We start from the raw sequence: 16,249 nt of genomic DNA, 5'->3' as shown, positions 1-16,249 counted from the left end.
AGGCGCCGACGGGGTCCCCGCTCAGATGCCGACGAGCCGGATGCGGTCACCGCACAGCCGGGACATGGCGTCGACGTCGGACGTCAGTATGACCACCGGGCCCGACTGGCGCAGTGCCATCTCGGCCACCGTCGCGTCGATCGCGTACTTGTGCCCGTGCAGGCCTGCGGCCTTGAGCAGCTCCGCCGCCGCTTTCGCCGCCCGCTCGGTCACCGGCTCGACCCTGACGCGGGACAGTGCCCACCGCAGCCGGGCCGTGTTCACCCGCGCGTGACTCACTTCCACGATGGTGTTGGCTCCGACGACGAAATCGGCACCCGTCGCATGGAACACCTGGAACATCGCGGCGGTCTTGCGATCCTGGGCGATCCAGGCGGAAAGGCCCTCGGAGTCCAGGACGACGGTCTCGACGTGCCCGCTCACGCCGCGCTCGCCGACCCGTCGGCATCGGTGTTCCCGAAGATCCGGGAGCGGGCCTCCGCCAGCTCCTCCTCGGCGAAGGCTCCGTACTCCTCTTGATGGCGCAGCAGATCGGCCCCGAGCAGCTGGTGCCGCAGCTGACGCGCCACCGCTTCGGCGACGTAGCCGGAGACGTTGTCGGTGAGCTTCTTCAGTTCGGCGACCTGCTCCGTCGGGAGCGTCACCGTGATGCGCGTCGTGTCCGCCATGGGCGGGAGCATACTGGAGTATGCGCGTCCCGTCAGTCCGACGTCCCCGAACCGTGGACGTCGGCCAGCGCCCGCTCCACCCCCGGCTCCCTCGGCCCGAGGAAGTGCGGGTCCGGGCGGAAGACGGCGTCCAGGGCCGCCTTGCCCGCCGCGAGGATCTCCCGGGCGCCCCCGTAGTACCAGGTGACGTCGTGGCGGTCGTCCACGCCGACGCCGTACGAGGTGACGCCGGCCGTCTCGCACAGGGCCACCGCGCGGCGGATGTGGAAGCCCTGGCTGATCAGCACCGCGCGGTCCACACCGAAGATCTTCTTCGCGCGGACGCAGGAGTCCCAGGTGTCGAAGCCCGCGTAGTCGCTGACGATCCGCGCGTCGGGCACACCGTGCCGCGTCAGGTAGGCGCGCATCGCGTCCGGCTCGTCGTACTCCTTACGGCTGTTGTCGCCGGTGACGAGGACCACCTCGATCCGCCCCGCGCGGTACAGCTCCGCCGCCGCGTCCAGCCGGTGCGCGAGGTACGGCGACGGCTCCCCGTCCCACAGGCCCGCGCCGAAGACCACGGCGACGTCGGTGCGCGGCACGTCGGCGGTGGTGCGCAGCCGGTCGTCCGTCGTCACGCGCAGCCAGGCCGCCGGCAGCAGCGCCAGCACGCACACCGCCACCACTCCCTGCACCAGCCGCCGCCACCCGGTACGGGTGCGCGGCAGACGCGGGCGGCGGACGCTGAAACGGCGCATCGGACGGGTCCTCCCCGGTCGGTCCTCGACCGGAAGAGACGCCCCGCCGAGCCTTCCGGTTCACCTCACGCACGGTGACCGGCTTCACGTCCCGGGGTGAAGCGGCAGATCGAACAGCCTCACGCCCACGGCCGTCCGCATGGTGAACCACCGGAAAACGCCCGTCACACCCGCGCAACGGGAAGGCAACGTGCCGCGTCCACGATCGGTGCATGACGGCGTACCCCCTGAACGACCACGACACCCGGCCCGCCCTCGTCGTCGTGGCCCACGGCAGCCGCGACCCGCGTGCGCTGAGCACCGTACGGCGGCTCCTGGACCGCGTCCGCGCACTGCGGCCGGGCCTGCCCGTGCACCTGGGCCACATCGAGCTGAACGCGCCCCTGCTCCCCGACACCCTCGCCGAGCTGGACGTGCACGGCACCGGGGCCGCCGTCCTCGTACCGCTGCTGCTCAGCCGGGGCTACCACGTCAAGCGGGACATCCCCGAGATGGCCGCGGGCGCACGGCCGCACACCCGCGTGGCCGCGCCGCTCGGCCCGCACCCCCTGCTCGTGGACGCCCTGCACGCCCGCCTCACCGAGGCCGGCTGGCGCACCCCGGCCGACGAGGCGGCCCGCCGCGCGAGCGGGGTCGTACTCGCCGCCGCCGGCTCCCGCGACCCCGAGTCGAGGACCGACACGAACCGCACCGCGCGCCTGCTCGCCGACCGCCTCGGCGTCCCCGTGATCCCCGCCTACGCCTCCGCCGCCGCCCCCACCGTCCCCGACGCCGTCCGCGCCCTGGCCGCCCGGGGCCGCCACCGCGTGGCCGTCGCCTCCTACTTCACCGCCCCCGGCCGCTTCGCCACGGAGTGCGCGGCAGCGGCCCCGGGCATCGCCTCCGCCCCCCTCGGCACCCACCCCGCGATGGCCCACCTCCTCCTCCACCGCTACGACCAGGCCCTGCGGACTCCGTCCACGGCCTCCCCGGAACTGGCGTCCGTCGGCTGAAGGGGCGGCGGGGGCGGAAGAATCACCGCCCCCGAACCGGCCGATCACGCCCCCCGACTGTCGCACCTCCCCCGTACTGTCATCCCATGGAAGGCACCGCACCCCCCGCCGCGTACGACCCGACGTCCGTCGCCCGCTGGGCCCCCGAGCCCGACAAACGCCCCGGCCGCACCGCCTTCCAACGTGACCGCGCCCGCGTCCTGCACTCCGCGGCCCTCCGCCGCCTCGCCGGAAAGACGCAGGTCGTCACCCCGGGAGAGCACAGCCAGGTCTGGGACGCCAGCCCCCGCACCCGCCTCACCCACTCCCTCGAATGCGCCCAGGTCGGCCGCGAACTCGGTGCCGCCCTCGGCTGCGACCCCGACCTCGTCGAGGCCGCCTGCCTCTCCCACGACCTCGGGCACCCGCCCTTCGGCCACAACGGCGAACAGGCGCTGAACGAGTTCGCCGAGGACTGCGGCGGCTTCGAGGGCAACGCCCAGTCGCTCCGCCTCCTCACCCGCATCGAACCCAAGCGCTTCACCCCCGAGGGCTCCGTCGGCCTCAACCTCACCCGCGCCGCCCTCGACGCCGCCACCAAGTACCCCTGGCCCCGCGGCGCCCACCCCACCGACCCGGCCTCCCCGAAGTTCGGGGTCTACGAGGACGACCGCCCCGTCTTCGACTGGGTCCGCGAGGGCGCCCCCGGCACCCGCGTCTGCTTCGAGGCCCAGGTCATGGACTGGTCCGACGACGTCGCCTACTCGGTGCACGACGTGGAGGACGGCCTGCACGCCGGCCACATCGACCCGAACTGCCTCCACTCCGACCTGGAACGGGAAGCCGTCTTCGCCGTCGCCGCCGGCCGGTACGTCCCCGCCGGCACCGACCCGGCCGAACTCGCGGAGGCCCTCGACCGCCTCCTCGACCAGGAGTGGTGGCCGCACGGCTACGACGGCACCGCCGTCGCCCAGGCCCGCCTCAAGGACGCCACCAGCCAGCTCATCGGCCGCTTCTGCCTCGCCGCCGAAGGCGCCACCCGGCAGGCCTTCGGTACCGGGCGCCTCACCAGATACGGCGCCGAGCTGGTCGTACCGCGCAGCACCCGCATGGAGTGCGCGGTCCTCAAGGCGGTCGCCGACCGGTACGTCATGCAGCGCGCCGAACAGGAGCTGCTCCGCGCCGACCAGCGGATCGTCGTCCTCGAACTGGCCGAGGCGCTCACCTCCCGCGCCCCCGACGGCCTGGACCCCCAGTTCCGCACCCTGTTCGACCGGGCCCCGGACGACCGGGCCCGCAAGCGCGTGATCGTCGACCAGATCGCGTCGCTCACCGACGCCTCGGCCCGCTTGCTTCACGCCCGCCTCACGGGACAGGCATGAGCCGTACGGCCTGATCGGGTCGCTCCCCCTTACGGCATCATGCTGAGTACGGGAGGCTCACAGGTGGCTACACCGTTACGAGGAGGCATCACGTGGTCGATGCGGATCAGACATTCGTCATCGTCGGAGGCGGACTGGCCGGCGCGAAGGCGGCCGAGACGCTGAGATCGGAGGGCTTCACCGGCCGCGTGATACTGATCTGCGACGAGCGCGACCACCCCTACGAGCGTCCGCCTCTCTCCAAGGGCTACCTCCTCGGCAAGGCCGAGCGCGACAGCGTCTTCGTCCACGAGCCCGCCTGGTACGCGCGCCACGACGTCGAGCTGCACCTCGGCCAGACCGTCGACGCCGTCGACCGCGCCGCGAGGACCGTCCGCTTCGGCGAGGACGGCACCGTCGTCCGCTACGACAAGCTGCTGCTCGCCACCGGCGCCGAACCCCGCCGCCTGGACATCCCGGGCACCGGCCTCGTCGGCGTCCACCATCTGCGCCGTCTCGCCCACGCCGAGCGTCTCAAGGGCGTCCTGGCCTCCCTCGGCCGGGACAACGGCCATCTGGTGATCGCCGGCGCCGGCTGGATCGGCCTGGAGATCGCGGCGGCGGCCCGCGAGTACGGCGCGGAGGTCACCGTCGTCCACCGTGGCGAGACCCCGCTGCACTCGGTCCTCGGCCCCGAGCTCGGCCAGCTCTTCGCCGAGCTGCACCGCGAGCACGGCGTCCGCTTCCACTTCGGGGCCACGCTCACCGAGATCACCGGCCAGGACGGCATGGTCCTCGCCGCCCGCACCGACGACGGCGAGGAGCACCCCGCGCACGCCGTCCTCGCGGCGATCGGCGCGGCCCCCCGCACCTCCCTCGCGGAGGCGGCGGGGCTGGAGCTCGCCGACCGCGCGGACGGCGGGGGCGTCCTCGTCGACGAACGGCTGCGCACGTCCGACCCCGACATCTACGCCGCCGGTGACGTCGCCTCCTTCCCGCACGGCCTCTTCGGCACGCGGCTGCGGGTGGAGCACTGGGCCAACGCGCTCAACGGCGGACCGGCGGCGGCCCGCTCCATGCTGGGCCGGGAGGAGATCTACGATCGCGTCCCCTACTTCTTCAGCGACCAGTACGACCTGGGGATGGAGTACTCCGGGTGGGCGCCGCCGGGATCGTACGACCAGGTGGTGATCCGGGGTGACGCGGGGAAGCGGGAGTTCATCGCGTTGGTGCCGTGCATCGCAAGGCGGAGGAGGGCGCCAGGGCGGAGCCCTGGCAACCGACGACAACGCGGCGAGGTGCGGTGCCAGACCCCGCGACCCCGACAAGATCCAAACGACACCCCCTAGGCGCCTGCCGGGTTCCGTCGTACCGCGCGTGCGGGGAGCGTCGTGGTTTCTCGCGCAGTTCCCCGCGCCCCTTCGGGGCGCTTCGGCGCGCCGGGTTGTCAGTTCGCCCCCGTAGAATTCACGCGTGGCAGGACGGATCAATGACGAGGACGTGAAGGCGGTTCGGGACGCGGTCCCGATCGACGCCGTCGTCTCCGAGTACCTCCAGCTGCGCAACGCGGGCGGCGGGAACCTCAAGGGACTCTGCCCCTTCCACGACGAGAAGTCGCCGTCCTTCCAGGTCAGCCCGAGCAAGGGACTCTTCCACTGCTTCGGCTGCCAGGAGGGCGGCGACACCATCACGTTCGTGATGAAGGTCGACCACCTCTCCTTCTCGGAGGCGGTCGAGCGCCTCGCCGGGCAGGCCGGCATCACCCTGCGCTACGAGGAGGGCGGGTACAACCCCACCCACCAGCGCGGTGAGCGCATCCGCCTGGTCGAGGCCCACAAGATCGCCGCCGAGTGGTACGCGGAACAGCTCGCGACCTCCCCCGAGGCGGACACCGGCCGGGCCTTCCTCGCCGACCGCGGCTTCGACCAGGCCGCCGCCGTCCACTTCGGCGTCGGCTACAGCCCCCAGGGCTGGGACCACCTCACCCGCTTCCTGCGCGGCAAGGGCTTCAGCGACAAGGAGCTGATCCTCTCCGGCCTCTCCCAGGAGGGCCGCCGCGGCCCCATCGACCGCTTCCGCGGCCGGCTGATGTGGCCCATCCGCGACATCGGCGGGGAGGTCGTCGGCTTCGGTGCCCGCAAGCTCTACGAGGCGGACACCGGCCCGAAGTACCTCAACACGCCCGAGACGGCGATCTACAAGAAGTCCCAGGTCCTCTACGGCATCGACCTGGCGAAGAAGGACATCGCGAAGTCCTCCCGCGCGGTCGTCGTCGAGGGCTACACCGACGTCATGGCCTGCCACCTCGCGGGCGTCACCACCGCCATCGCCACCTGCGGCACCGCCTTCGGCTCCGACCACATCAAGATCCTGCGCCGCCTGCTGATGGACAACGGCTCGGCGCGCGTGATCTTCACCTTCGACGGTGACGCGGCCGGCCAGAAGGCGGCCCTGCGCGCCTTCGAGGACGACCAGAAGTTCGCCGCCGAGACCTACATCGCCATCGCCCCCGACGGCATGGACCCCTGCGACCTGCGCCTCGCCAAGGGCGACGAGGCCGTCGCCGACCTGGCCGAACCCCGCACCCCGCTCTTCGAGTTCGCCCTCCGCCAGATCGTGGTCCGCTACGACCTCGACACCCCGGCCGGCCGCGCCGCCGCCCTCGACGAGGCCGCGCCGATCGTCGCCCGGATCAAGAACAGCGGCGCCCAGCACGAGGTCGCCGTCCAGCTCGCCGGGATGCTCGGCATCCTCGACACCCAGTTCGTCGTCAAGCGGGTCGCCCAGCTCGCCCGCTGGGCCCGCGACCGCGGCGGCAAGGGCCCGGCGCCGGACCACCGGCAGCGCGGGGGCGGCGGTGAGGCCCCGCAGTACGTCCCCGCCCAGGCCGTCCCGCGCGGTCCCGCCCTCAACCTCCGCAACCCGGTCTTCGCCACCGAACGCGAACTGCTCAAGCTCGCCCTCCAGCGCCCGGAGCTGGTCTCCCCGGCCTTCGACGCGTACGGCGTCGACGAGTTCACCGCCCCGCCCTACGCGGCCGTACGCCAGGCGATCATGGACGCGGGCGGCGCGGAGCACGGCGTCCAGGACCCGCAGGAATACCTGATCCGGGTCCGCGAGGCCGCCCCCGACGACACCGTCCGCGCCATGGTCACCGAACTCGCCGTCGAGGCGATCATGCTGCACCGGGGCGTCAAGGGCGTCGACGAGACCTACGCGGGCGCCCAGCTCGTCACCGTCCGCCGCCGCGCGGTCGAGCGCCGCATCCGCGACATCACCAGCCGCCTCACCCGCCTCAGCAACCACGGCGACCCGAGTGAACTGGCCGCCGTGCAGAACGAGTTGTGGGTGCTCCAGCAGTACGACCAGGCCCTGCGGGAGCACGGCGCGGCCGCGCTGTAGGCGGGCTCAGGTGTCCGCGAAGGTGGGCGCCAGCGCCCGCACCAGCCGGTCGGCGAACTCCCGCTCGGCGTCCTTGAAGCGCGGGTACTCCGTGGCGAAGTGATCCCACTCGACGTACCCGGCCGCCTCCACCACGTCCTCCAGCAGGATCTCCTCGCGGTACGGGTACGGCCACTCGCCGGACAGCCGGAACACCTCGTGCAGCAGCTCGCGGCGCAGCGGGTGCCGCTCGGCCAGCAGCACGGCGTCGTACAGGTCCTTGCCCTGCCCGTGCACGTCGGTGATCAGCCACATCAGCTTCCACGCCAGGGACAGTTCCGGCGTCGCCGCCCACACGACCGCGCCGCCCGGCAGCTCCACCGGCCCGGGGTCCTCGGGCAGCTTCTCGTTGAACACGAAGTCGAGCTGCACATGACCGCCGGGCAGCCCCGGCGAGCCCCACGGCAGCACCATGCGCCGCCCCGGCACCCGGTCGTAGGTCCAGATGTCCTCGACCACCGCGCCCCGGGCCGAGACACCGATCTCCCGCCCGCGCGCGTCGGCCAGCGCCTGCGCGGCCCCGGCGATCCCGGACAGCATCCGCTCCGTCCGCCCGTCGTCGATCCGCCAGGTGTGCGGGACGACGACGAAGTCCAGGTCGCCCGGCTCGCGGGCGGCGTCGCCGAACCACGCCGACATCAGCACGCTGCCGCGCAGCACCAGCGCGTCCACCCACTCCGAGTCCGCGACCGCCTCCAGCACCAGGTCCAGCGCCCGGCGCCGCGCCGTCCGCCACGCCTCGCCCCTGGCCGGGTCGGTGAACCGGGGGTCGGTCGCCCGGTAGGCGTTCCGATGGTGCTTCAGGGCGGGGTCGAACACGGGGCGCTGCACCACGTCGTCCCCGGGCACCCACCGCAGCGTCCGCGGCAGGTCGACCGCCCTGCGGGTGTCCTCGTCCAGCGGCTCGCGGGGGATCTCCTCGCTCCGCCAGCCGAAGTTCCGCCACCCCGTGCCGCTCATGTCCGTACCCCCGCCGGCTCCGTGAGCCATCCCTCGTCCACCGACACGTCGCTGTCGTGGAGCACGAACTCCCGTTCCACGCCCAGCACCTCGTACCCGTCCAGATCCGCCAGCAGCCGGTCCAGGGCCCGTCCGGCGCCCTCGGCGTCCACCCCGTGACAGCGCTGGGTGACGAACCGCTCGTGCCGTGCCCCGGTGCGCACCCGCCGGGCGTTCCACGACAGATGGGCGCCGTGCGGCACGACCAGGGCCGCCAGGGCGTCCAGGTCCGTCCCCGCGGTGAGCAGCAGCTTCACGTGGTGCTCGAAGTACCGTCCGTCCGCGCACGGCCCGTCCGGCACCTCCGGGGCCCACGGGGACGACTCGGTCTTCACCCGCACGGGCTCGAACCCGTCCGCCCTCAGCCGTGCCGTCACCTCGCGCGCCCGCGCCGACTCCTCGGCGTAGGCGCGGGAACCGGCCAGGGTGAGCATGGGCTGGTCACGCATCCGGCCCCGGGCCAGCACGATGTGCGTCAGCTTGAGACCGGCCGCGGCGGCCCACCGGCCCAGCTCCTCCGCCTCCTCGGGGCCGGAACAACGGACCGTCACATGGGTTTCGTACAGGGGACGGGACATCCGCCGATCGTCCCAGACCGGGGCGGGCCCCGGCATCCGGGTTTCGGTGCGGAGTATCCGGCCGGTCACCGGACGGACGCAAAAAGTCACCGCACGCCCCTCGTGGGGACGATGTGTCGTACCCCACACTGGGGGCGGTGCCTGAGTCCTCGGAGCGCGGCCGGTCCGTCACCGACGGGTCCCGGACATCCGCGGGTCCGCTCATCGCGTACGGGACGGACAGCGGCGAGGCCGCCGACTCCGTCCCCGAAGTGCCGCTGCCCCACCCCCTGGCAGCGATCATCCTGGAGGTCGCCCCGGTGCAGACCCAGACCCTCACCCAGCCCGGCGCCGGCGTTCTCGCCGCCATGCCCGCGCAGAGCCGCGCCGCGCACCACCCCGAGACCCCGCCCGAGCCGGCCGAACCCCCGGCCGAACCCCTGGCCGAGTCCCCGGCCGAGGCTTCGGAACCGGCCGAACCCGCCGGACCGTCCGCGCCGGTCCGGACCGAGACCGGCGGTCCCTCCTCGGACCTGTTCCGCCAGTATCTGCGCGAGATCGGCCGCATCCCGCTGCTGACCGCCGCCGAGGAGGTCGAACTCGCCCGCCGGGTCGAGGCGGGCCTGTTCGCCGAGGAGAAGCTGCGGCTGACGCCCGATCTGGACAGCCGGCTCGCCGTCGACCTGGACCGGCTCGTCGTCATGGGGCGGATGGCCAAGCGGCGGCTGATCGAGGCGAACCTGCGGCTCGTCGTGTCCGTCGCCAAGCGGTACGTGGGCCGGGGGCTGACCATGCTCGACCTGGTCCAGGAGGGGAACCTCGGGCTGATCCGGGCGGTGGAGAAGTTCGACTACGCGCGGGGGTACAAGTTCTCCACGTACGCCACGTGGTGGATCCGCCAGGCCATGTCGCGGGCGCTGGCCGACCAGGCCCGGACCATCCGCGTGCCCGTGCACGTGGTGGAGCTCATCAACCGGGTGGTGCGGGTGCAGCGGCGGATGCTGCAGGAGCGCGGCTACGAGCCGACGCCGGACGAGGTCGCCGCGCAGCTGGACCTGCCGCCCGAGCGGGTCGGGGAGGTGCTGCGGCTCGCGCAGGAGCCGGTGTCGCTGCACGCGCCGGTGGGTGAGGAGGAGGACGTGGCGCTCGGTGACCTCATCGAGGACGGGGATGCGGCGAGCCCGGTCGAGTCGGCCGCGTTCCTGCTGCTCAAGGAGCATCTGGAGGCGGTGCTGTCGACGCTGGGGGAGCGGGAGCGCAAGGTGGTGCAGCTGCGCTACGGGCTGGTGGACGGGCGTCCGCGCACGCTGGAGGAGATCGGCCGTCTCTTCGGGGTGACCCGCGAGCGGATACGGCAGATCGAGTCCAAGACGCTGAACAAGCTTCGCGACCATGCCTTCGCGGATCAGCTGCGCGGGTATCTGGACTGAGGTTTTCCTCGCCCCCGCCGCCCCTTCCCGTCCCGACCCGGGGGCGCCGCCCCCGGACCCCCGCTCCTCAAACGCCGGAGAGGCTGGAGTTCAGGGGCGCCGCCCCCGGACCCCCGCTCCTCAAACGCCGGAGGGGCTGCATGCAGCCCCTCCGGCGGAAGGCGTCAGTCGACCTCCGCCACCGCCTGGGCGAACTGCGCCTTGTACAGGCGGGCGTACGCCCCGTCCGCCGCCAGCAGCTTCTCGTGGGCGCCCTGTTCGACGATCGAGCCGTTCTCCATCACCAGGATCGTGTCCGCGTCCCGGATCGTGGACAGCCGGTGTGCGATCACGAACGACGTCCGGCCGTGCGCCAGTCGGGCCATCGCCTTCTGGATCAGCACCTCCGTACGGGTGTCCACGGAGCTCGTCGCCTCGTCCAGGACGAGGATCACCGGGTCCGACAGGAACGCCCGGGCGATCGTGATGAGCTGCTTCTCACCCGCGCTCACCCCGCTGCCCTCGTCGTCGATCACGGTGTCGTACCCGTCGGGGAGGGTGCGGACGAACCGGTCCGCGTGCGCGGCCCGCGCCGCCTCCTCGATCTCCTCCCGGGTGACCTCGCGTGCCGCACCGTAGGCGATGTTCTCCGCGATGGTGCCGCCGAACAGCCAGGTGTCCTGGAGCACCATGCCGATCCCGGAGCGCAGTTCGTCCCGGGACATCTTCGCGATGTCCACCCCGTCGAGGGTGATCCGCCCGCCGGAGACCTCGTAGAACCGCATCAGCAGGTTCACCAGGGTCGTCTTGCCGGCGCCCGTCGGGCCGACGATGGCCACCGTGTGACCCGGCTCGACCGTCAGCGACAGATCCTCGATCAGCGGCTTCTCCGGGTCGTACCGGAACGACACGTGCTCCAGCGCCACCCGCCCGCGCGGCTCGGCCGGCTTCTCGGCCGGCGAGGGGTCGGCCTCCTGCTCCTCGGCGTCCAGCAGTTCGAAGACCCGCTCCGCCGAGGCGACACCCGACTGCACCAGGTTCGCCATCGAGGCGACCTGCGTCAGCGGCATCGAGAACTGCCGCGAGTACTGGATGAACGCCTGCACGTCACCGATGGACAGCGTGCCCGACGCGACCCGCAGCCCGCCGACGACCGCCACCAGCACATAGTTGATGTTCGAGACGAAGAACATCAGCGGCTGCATGACGCCGCTGTTGAACTGCGCCTTGAACCCGGCCTCGTACAGCGCGTCGTTCTCCTCGGCGAACTTCCTCGCCGACTCCTCCTGCCGCCCGAACACCTTCACCAGGCTGTGCCCGGTGTACATCTCCTCGATGTGCGCGTTGAGGGTGCCGGTCGACTTCCACTGCTGCACGAAGTGCGGCTGCGACCGCTTGCCGACGCGGGTGGCGACGACGAACGACAGCGGCACCGTCACCAGCGCGACCAGCGCCAGGATCCACGAGACGTAGAACATCATCGCGAGCACGCCGATGATGGTGAGCAGCGAGTTGATCAGCTGCCCCATCGACTGCTGGAGCGTCTGCCCGATGTTGTCGATGTCGTTGGTGGCGCGGCTGAGCACCTCACCGCGCTGCCGCTTGTCGAAGTACGACAGCGGCAGCCGCGACAGCTTCGTCTGCACGTCCTCGCGCATCCGGAACATGGTGTGGTTGACCGCCCGGTTCACCAGCCGGGTCGCCACCGCCATCAGCAGGCCGGCGACGCCGAACACCGCCAGCGCGAACAGCAGGACGTTGCCCACCGCCGTGAAGTCGATGCCCTCGCCGGGGGTGAAGTCGGTGCCGCGGAGCATGTCGGCGACGTCGCCCTCGCCCCGCTCCCGCATCGAGTCGAGCACCTGTTCCTTGGTGGCGCCCTCCGGCATGTCGCGGCCGACGATGCCCGCGAAGACCAGGTCGGTCGCCCTGCCGAGGATCTTCGGCCCGATCACGCTGAGTCCGACGCTCAGGACGACACAGGCCAGCAGCCCGTAGATGGTGAGGCGTTCGGGCCTGAACCGGGCGATCAGCCGTTTGCTCGACCCCTTGAAGTCGATCGTCCGCTGGTCGGGGCCGCCCCCGGCCATCATCCGTCCTCCGGGCCCCGCCATCAGGCAGCCTCCGCTTCCGTGAGCTGGGAGAGCACGATCTCCCGGTAGGTCTCGTTGTCCGCCATCAGTTCGTGGTGCCGGCCGGTGCCGACGACCCGGCCCTCGTCCATGACCACGATCCGGTCGGCGTCCCGGATGGTCGCCACCCGCTGGGCGACGATCACCACGGTCGCCTCGGCCGTCTCCCGTCCGAGGGCCGCCCGCAGGGCCGCGTCGGTGGCGTAGTCGAGCGCGGAGAAGGAGTCGTCGAAGAGGTAGATCTCCGGGCGCTGCACCAGCGTCCGGGCGATTGCGAGGCGCTGGCGCTGACCGCCGGAGACATTTGTCCCGCCCTGGGCGATCGGCGCGTCGAGTCCGCCCTCCAGGCGCTCCACGAAGTCCTTGCCCTGCGCCACCTCCAGGGCGTGCCACAGCTCCTCGTCGGTGGCGTCCGGATTGCCGTAGCGCAGGTTCGTCGCCACCGTGCCCGCGAACAGGTACGGCTTCTGCGGTACGAGTCCGACGGTCTTCGCGAGCAGCGCCGGCTCGACGTCCGCCACGGGCACGCCGTCCACCAGCACCTCCCCGTCGGTCGCGTCGAACAGCCGGGGGACCAGACCGAGGAGGGTGGACTTGCCGCTGCCGGTGGAACCGATCACGGCGGTGACCTCACCGGGCCGCGCCACCAGGTCGACGGCCTTGAGCACCGGCTCCTCGGCCCCCGGGTAGCGGAAGCCCGCGCCCCGGATCTCCAGATGGCCGTGCCGGCGCAGCTCGGTGACCGGCGCGACGGGCGGCACCACGCTGGAGGAGGTGTCCAGCACCTCCTGGATGCGCTCGGCGCACACCTCGGCGCGCGGCACCATCATGAACATGAAGGTGGCCATCATCACGGACATGACGATCTGCATCAGATAGGCGAGGAACGCGGTCAGATCGCCGATCTGCATCCCGCCGCTGTCGATGCGGTGTGCGCCGAACCACACCACAGCGATCGACGACAGGTTCACCACCGTCATGACCACCGGGAACATCAGCGCCAGCAGGTTGCCCGTGCGCAGCGACATGTCGGTCAGCTCGGTGTTGGACTTCCGGAACCGTCCTTGCTCGTACGTGTCCCGCACGAAGGCGCGGATCACCCGGTTGCCGGTGATCTGCTCGCGCAGCACCCGGTTCACCGTGTCGAGCCGCTCCTGCATGGTCCGGAACAGCGGACGCAGCCGCCGCACGATCAGCGTCACGCAGACGCCCAGCACCGGCACCACCGCGACCAGCACCCCGGACAGCGGGACGTCCAGGCCGAGCGCCATCACGATGCCGCCCACACACATGATCGGCGCGGACACCATCAGGGTGAACGTCATCAGGACCAGCATCTGCACCTGCTGGACGTCGTTCGTCGTACGGGTGATCAGCGAGGGCGCGCCGAAGTGGCCCACCTCACGCGCGGAGAACGACTGCACCCGGTCGAACACGGCGGCGCGCACGTCCCGTCCCAGGGCCGACGCGGTCCGGGCGCCGTAGTACACGGCCCCGATGTTGCACACGACCTGGACCAGCGAGATGCCGATCATCAGGGCGCCGTAGCCCAGGATGTAGCCGCTGTCGCCCTCGACGACGCCCTGGTCGATGATGTCCGCGTTGAGGGTGGGCAGGTAGAGCGAGGCGCAGGTCTGCAGGAACTGCAGCAGCACCAGTAGGGTGATGGGTCTCTTGTAGGGCCTCAGGTGGATCCGCAGGAGTCGTATGAGCACGCTGAATCTCTCGGAGTGGTCGGCGGGGGCGTTGGTTGCCCGTGGCCCCCATCGTCGGACACTCCACCCGCGTTACCTCAACCGAATTAATCCACCGGCCCGTGCTATGCGCGGAACGCTCCCGGGTGCGTCTGCTCGCGCACCGACACGTACTGCTGGCGCACCGCCTGCCCCACCGCCAGGTCCTCCCCGGGGTCCAGCACCTGCGCCACCGGGCCCTGCCAGAGCGGCGGGGTACGCGGATCGAGTGTGCCCTGTGACACACCCAGCGCCCAGGCCGCCTGCCGGGCCGCGCCGATCGCCGCGTAGTCCGCGGGCTGCGGTACGACCACCTGTGCCCCGAACAGCGCGGGCGCCGCCGACTGCACGGCCGGCAGCTCCGCGGCCGGACCCAGCAGGAAGACCCGCCGCACCTCCACGCCCCGGCCGCGCAGCACGTCCAGCGCGTCCGCGAGCCCGCACAGCATGCCCTCGAACGCGGCCCGCGCCAGGTGCTCCGGCTTCATCGACTCGCGCCGCAGCCCGGCCAGCGTCCCCGCGGTGTGCGGCAGGTTCGGGGTGCGCTCGCCCTCCAGGTACGGCAGCAGCACCAGCCCGTGCGACCCCGGCGTCGACTTCATCGCCAGGTCGGACAGGGTCTCCAGATCGGGCACCCCGAGCAGTTCGGCGGTCCCGCGCAGGGCGCGTACGGCGTTCAGAGTGGTGACGACGGGCAGGTGCATGCCGGTCGCGTCCGCCAGGGAGGTGATCATCCCGTGCTGGTCGACGAGCGCCTCGGGGTGCACGGCCATCACGGACCCGGACGCGCCCAGCGACACCACCGCGTCGCCCAGCCCGATCCCCAGCCCGAACGCCGCCGCCATCGTCTCGCCCGTACCGGCGGAGATCAGCAGCCCCTCCGGAGTCGTACCCGCCGCCTCCGCCGGGCCGATCACCTCGGGCAGCATCGCCTGGTGCCCGAGCGCCAGCTCCACCAGATCGGGCCGGTAGCCGCCGGTGGCCGCCGCCCAGTACCCGGTGCCGGACGCCCCGCCCCGGTCGGTGGTGCGCCGCACCGGCCGGCCGAGGAGCTGCCATACCAGCCAGTCGTGCGCCTGCATCAGGACGGCGGTGCGCACCGCGTTCTCCGGTTCGCTGCGGGCCATCCAGCGCAGCTTGGTCACCGGCTGCGCGGCCCCCGGCACACAGCCCACGGCCCGCGCCCACGCCTCACGCCCGCCGAACGCGTCGATCAGATCGGCCGCCGCGACCTGCGCCCGCTTGTCGCCGCCGGTCATCGCCGGCCGCACGGTGTTGCCCTGCGCGTCCAGCGGCACCAGCGCGTTCGCCTGCGCGGAGACGCCGATGGCCTGCACGCCCTCCAGCAGGCCGCCGCCCGCGGCCTCGCCGAGGGACAGCAGCCAGGCCTGCGGGTCGACGTCGGAGGGACGGCCGCCGCCGTCGGTGCCCTGTACCGGATGCGGGGCATAGCCCTGCTTGAGCACGGCTCCGGTGTCCGTGTCACAGACGACGATGCGAGTGAAGTCTGGCGCGCTGTCCAGTCCGGCGACTATCCCCATACGGCGATTTTGCCGTACCGCCGCGCTCGCGTGGGCGGTGGGCACCGCCGGGGTCCTCGTGGCGGGCGCGGGCCGTGTGCGGTCGCGCGCGCCCACGCGGCGGAGCCGCGTGCCGAATACGGCCCCGCGCCCCCCGGGCGGGAGGGGTCACCCGGCGCCCACCGGGTGGCTCTCACGTGTTGCTCGTGCCCCAGTCGTCCTCCGCCGGGCCGTGGGCCGTGCGTTCGCGCAGGGTGCGCACCCGCTGGGCGACCGAGTCGGGCATGCGGTCGCCGACCTTGTCGCTGACCACGTGGTACGCCTTGTCCGCGAACTCTCGGCCCTGCTGCGCTGCGCTCTCCGCGGTGTTGCGCACGGCGGGGTTCTGCGTGAGCTGCTGCGCGGACCTCTTGATCTGCTCGTAGCGCTCGCGTCCGGCTTTCGTGCCCAGCACGTAACCCAGGACGACTCCGGCGACGAACGTGAGCCGGTAACGCATGACGGCCACCCTTCCCGTTGTTCCGGCGACGGCGCCGGGGAGTACCGATTGGCGGAGCACCCCCCTGCTTGCGCTAATGTATGTGTCGCAGCGAGCGAGTGCCCCCTGGCGGATACCCAGGCGGGTACGTTCGATGCAACGAGACATTCCTCCGTAGCTCAATTGGCAGAGCAGCCGGCTGTTAACCGGCAGGTTACTGGTTCGAGTCCAGTCGGGGGAGCT

14 protein-coding genes and 1 tRNA gene are annotated in these 16,249 nt (G+C 72.2%); 6 read left to right on the top strand and 9 right to left on the bottom strand.

The window, feature by feature from the left end; translation table 11 throughout:
- Positions 1-21 precede the first annotated feature (21 nt).
- From IH50_RS0110555 to IH50_RS0110545, 3 genes are read right to left on the bottom strand one after another with little or no spacing between them, the layout of a single operon-like run.
- Positions 22-423 carry a PIN domain-containing protein gene (locus tag IH50_RS0110555; protein ID WP_030859723.1) on the bottom strand — a complete coding sequence of 134 codons (402 nt, stop codon included), beginning with the start codon at positions 421-423 and terminating at the stop codon, positions 22-24.
- On the bottom strand, positions 420-668 hold the full coding sequence (locus tag IH50_RS0110550) for a hypothetical protein (protein WP_030859722.1): 249 nt from the start codon (positions 666-668) through the stop codon (positions 420-422). The genes IH50_RS0110555 and IH50_RS0110550 overlap by 4 nt, the downstream gene beginning before the upstream one ends.
- A 32-nt stretch (positions 669-700) precedes the next feature.
- Positions 701-1,405: a SanA/YdcF family protein gene (locus tag IH50_RS0110545; protein WP_030859720.1), complete on the bottom strand. Its 705-nt coding sequence runs from the start codon at positions 1,403-1,405 to the stop codon at positions 701-703.
- A 212-nt stretch (positions 1,406-1,617) separates the two neighbouring features.
- Between IH50_RS0110545 and IH50_RS0110540 the strand changes: the two genes are divergently transcribed.
- From IH50_RS0110540 to dnaG, 4 genes are all read left to right on the top strand, one after another.
- Entirely contained in the window at positions 1,618-2,397 is a 780-nt protein-coding gene (locus tag IH50_RS0110540; protein ID WP_051767242.1) for a sirohydrochlorin chelatase, read from the top strand.
- 86 nt (positions 2,398-2,483) lie between these two features.
- Complete coding sequence (locus tag IH50_RS0110535) at positions 2,484-3,758, top strand: deoxyguanosinetriphosphate triphosphohydrolase (RefSeq protein WP_030859716.1); 1,275 nt, start codon at positions 2,484-2,486, stop codon at positions 3,756-3,758.
- A 92-nt stretch (positions 3,759-3,850) separates the two neighbouring features.
- Positions 3,851-5,086 (top strand): NAD(P)/FAD-dependent oxidoreductase, encoded by a 1,236-nt coding sequence (locus tag IH50_RS0110530; RefSeq protein WP_234328121.1) that lies wholly within the window; start codon positions 3,851-3,853, stop codon positions 5,084-5,086.
- Positions 5,087-5,210: 124 nt separating this feature from the next.
- Positions 5,211-7,139 carry a DNA primase gene (dnaG, locus tag IH50_RS0110525; RefSeq protein WP_030859713.1) on the top strand — a complete coding sequence of 643 codons (1,929 nt, stop codon included), beginning with the start codon at positions 5,211-5,213 and terminating at the stop codon, positions 7,137-7,139.
- 6 nt (positions 7,140-7,145) lie between these two features.
- Here dnaG and IH50_RS0110520 read toward each other — a convergent pair whose 3' ends face one another.
- Together IH50_RS0110520 and IH50_RS0110515 are read right to left on the bottom strand one after the other, a co-directional pair.
- Positions 7,146-8,138: a nucleotidyl transferase AbiEii/AbiGii toxin family protein gene (locus IH50_RS0110520; RefSeq protein ID WP_030859711.1), complete on the bottom strand. Its 993-nt coding sequence runs from the start codon at positions 8,136-8,138 to the stop codon at positions 7,146-7,148.
- Positions 8,135-8,755 carry a hypothetical protein gene (locus IH50_RS0110515; RefSeq protein WP_030859709.1) on the bottom strand — a complete coding sequence of 207 codons (621 nt, stop codon included), beginning with the start codon at positions 8,753-8,755 and terminating at the stop codon, positions 8,135-8,137. Before IH50_RS0110515 ends, IH50_RS0110520 begins: the two co-directional genes overlap by 4 nt.
- 137 nt (positions 8,756-8,892) lie before the next feature.
- Between IH50_RS0110515 and IH50_RS0110510 the strand changes: the two genes are divergently transcribed.
- The gene (locus tag IH50_RS0110510) at positions 8,893-10,164 is read left to right on the top strand and encodes an RNA polymerase sigma factor (protein ID WP_030859708.1); all 1,272 of its coding nucleotides are present in this window, start codon (positions 8,893-8,895) and stop codon (positions 10,162-10,164) included.
- Positions 10,165-10,328: 164 nt separating this feature from the next.
- Here the strand turns inward: IH50_RS0110510 and IH50_RS0110505 are convergent, their stop codons facing one another.
- From IH50_RS0110505 to IH50_RS0110490, 4 genes are all read right to left on the bottom strand, one after another.
- Positions 10,329-12,257, bottom strand: coding sequence for an ABC transporter ATP-binding protein (locus tag IH50_RS0110505; protein WP_030859706.1), 1,929 nt, complete (start codon positions 12,255-12,257; stop codon positions 10,329-10,331).
- On the bottom strand, positions 12,257-13,990 hold the full coding sequence (locus IH50_RS0110500; protein ID WP_030859704.1) for an ABC transporter ATP-binding protein: 1,734 nt from the start codon (positions 13,988-13,990) through the stop codon (positions 12,257-12,259). Before IH50_RS0110500 ends, IH50_RS0110505 begins: the two co-directional genes overlap by 1 nt.
- A 104-nt stretch (positions 13,991-14,094) precedes the next feature.
- Positions 14,095-15,549, bottom strand: coding sequence for an FGGY family carbohydrate kinase (locus IH50_RS0110495; RefSeq protein WP_037872202.1), 1,455 nt, complete (start codon positions 15,547-15,549; stop codon positions 14,095-14,097).
- 172 nt (positions 15,550-15,721) lie between these two features.
- A complete protein-coding gene (locus IH50_RS0110490; RefSeq protein WP_030859698.1) occupies positions 15,722-16,027 on the bottom strand; it encodes a YtxH domain-containing protein in 306 nt (101 codons plus the stop codon).
- 147 nt (positions 16,028-16,174) lie between these two features.
- Here IH50_RS0110490 and IH50_RS0110485 point away from each other — a divergent pair.
- Positions 16,175-16,247 (top strand) — tRNA-Asn (locus IH50_RS0110485).
- The last annotated feature ends 2 nt before the right edge of the window (positions 16,248-16,249 follow it).

Origin of the sequence: Streptomyces sp. NRRL S-37, assembly GCF_000721605.1 — a bacterium.
Lineage (GTDB): Bacteria > Actinomycetota > Actinomycetes > Streptomycetales > Streptomycetaceae > Streptomyces.
Note: the sequence above shows the minus strand (reverse complement) of the source record. Positions and strands in the feature narration are given on the sequence as shown.

Excerpts from the sequence above, each read along its gene's own strand:
- IH50_RS0110495 (WP_037872202.1), bottom strand. The coding sequence starts at position 15,549 with ATGGGGATAGTCGCCGGACTGGACAGCGCGCCAGACTTCACTCGCATC.
- IH50_RS0110515 (WP_030859709.1), bottom strand. The coding sequence starts at position 8,755 with ATGTCCCGTCCCCTGTACGAAACCCATGTGACGGTCCGTTGTTCCGGC.
- IH50_RS0110520 (WP_030859711.1), bottom strand. The coding sequence starts at position 8,138 with ATGAGCGGCACGGGGTGGCGGAACTTCGGCTGGCGGAGCGAGGAGATC.
- IH50_RS0110550 (WP_030859722.1), bottom strand. The coding sequence starts at position 668 with ATGGCGGACACGACGCGCATCACGGTGACGCTCCCGACGGAGCAGGTC.
- IH50_RS0110490 (WP_030859698.1), bottom strand. The coding sequence starts at position 16,027 with ATGCGTTACCGGCTCACGTTCGTCGCCGGAGTCGTCCTGGGTTACGTG.
- IH50_RS0110505 (WP_030859706.1), bottom strand. The coding sequence starts at position 12,257 with ATGGCGGGGCCCGGAGGACGGATGATGGCCGGGGGCGGCCCCGACCAG.
- IH50_RS0110545 (WP_030859720.1), bottom strand. The coding sequence starts at position 1,405 with ATGCGCCGTTTCAGCGTCCGCCGCCCGCGTCTGCCGCGCACCCGTACC.
- IH50_RS0110540 (WP_051767242.1), top strand. The coding sequence starts at position 1,618 with ATGACGGCGTACCCCCTGAACGACCACGACACCCGGCCCGCCCTCGTC.
- IH50_RS0110535 (WP_030859716.1), top strand. The coding sequence starts at position 2,484 with ATGGAAGGCACCGCACCCCCCGCCGCGTACGACCCGACGTCCGTCGCC.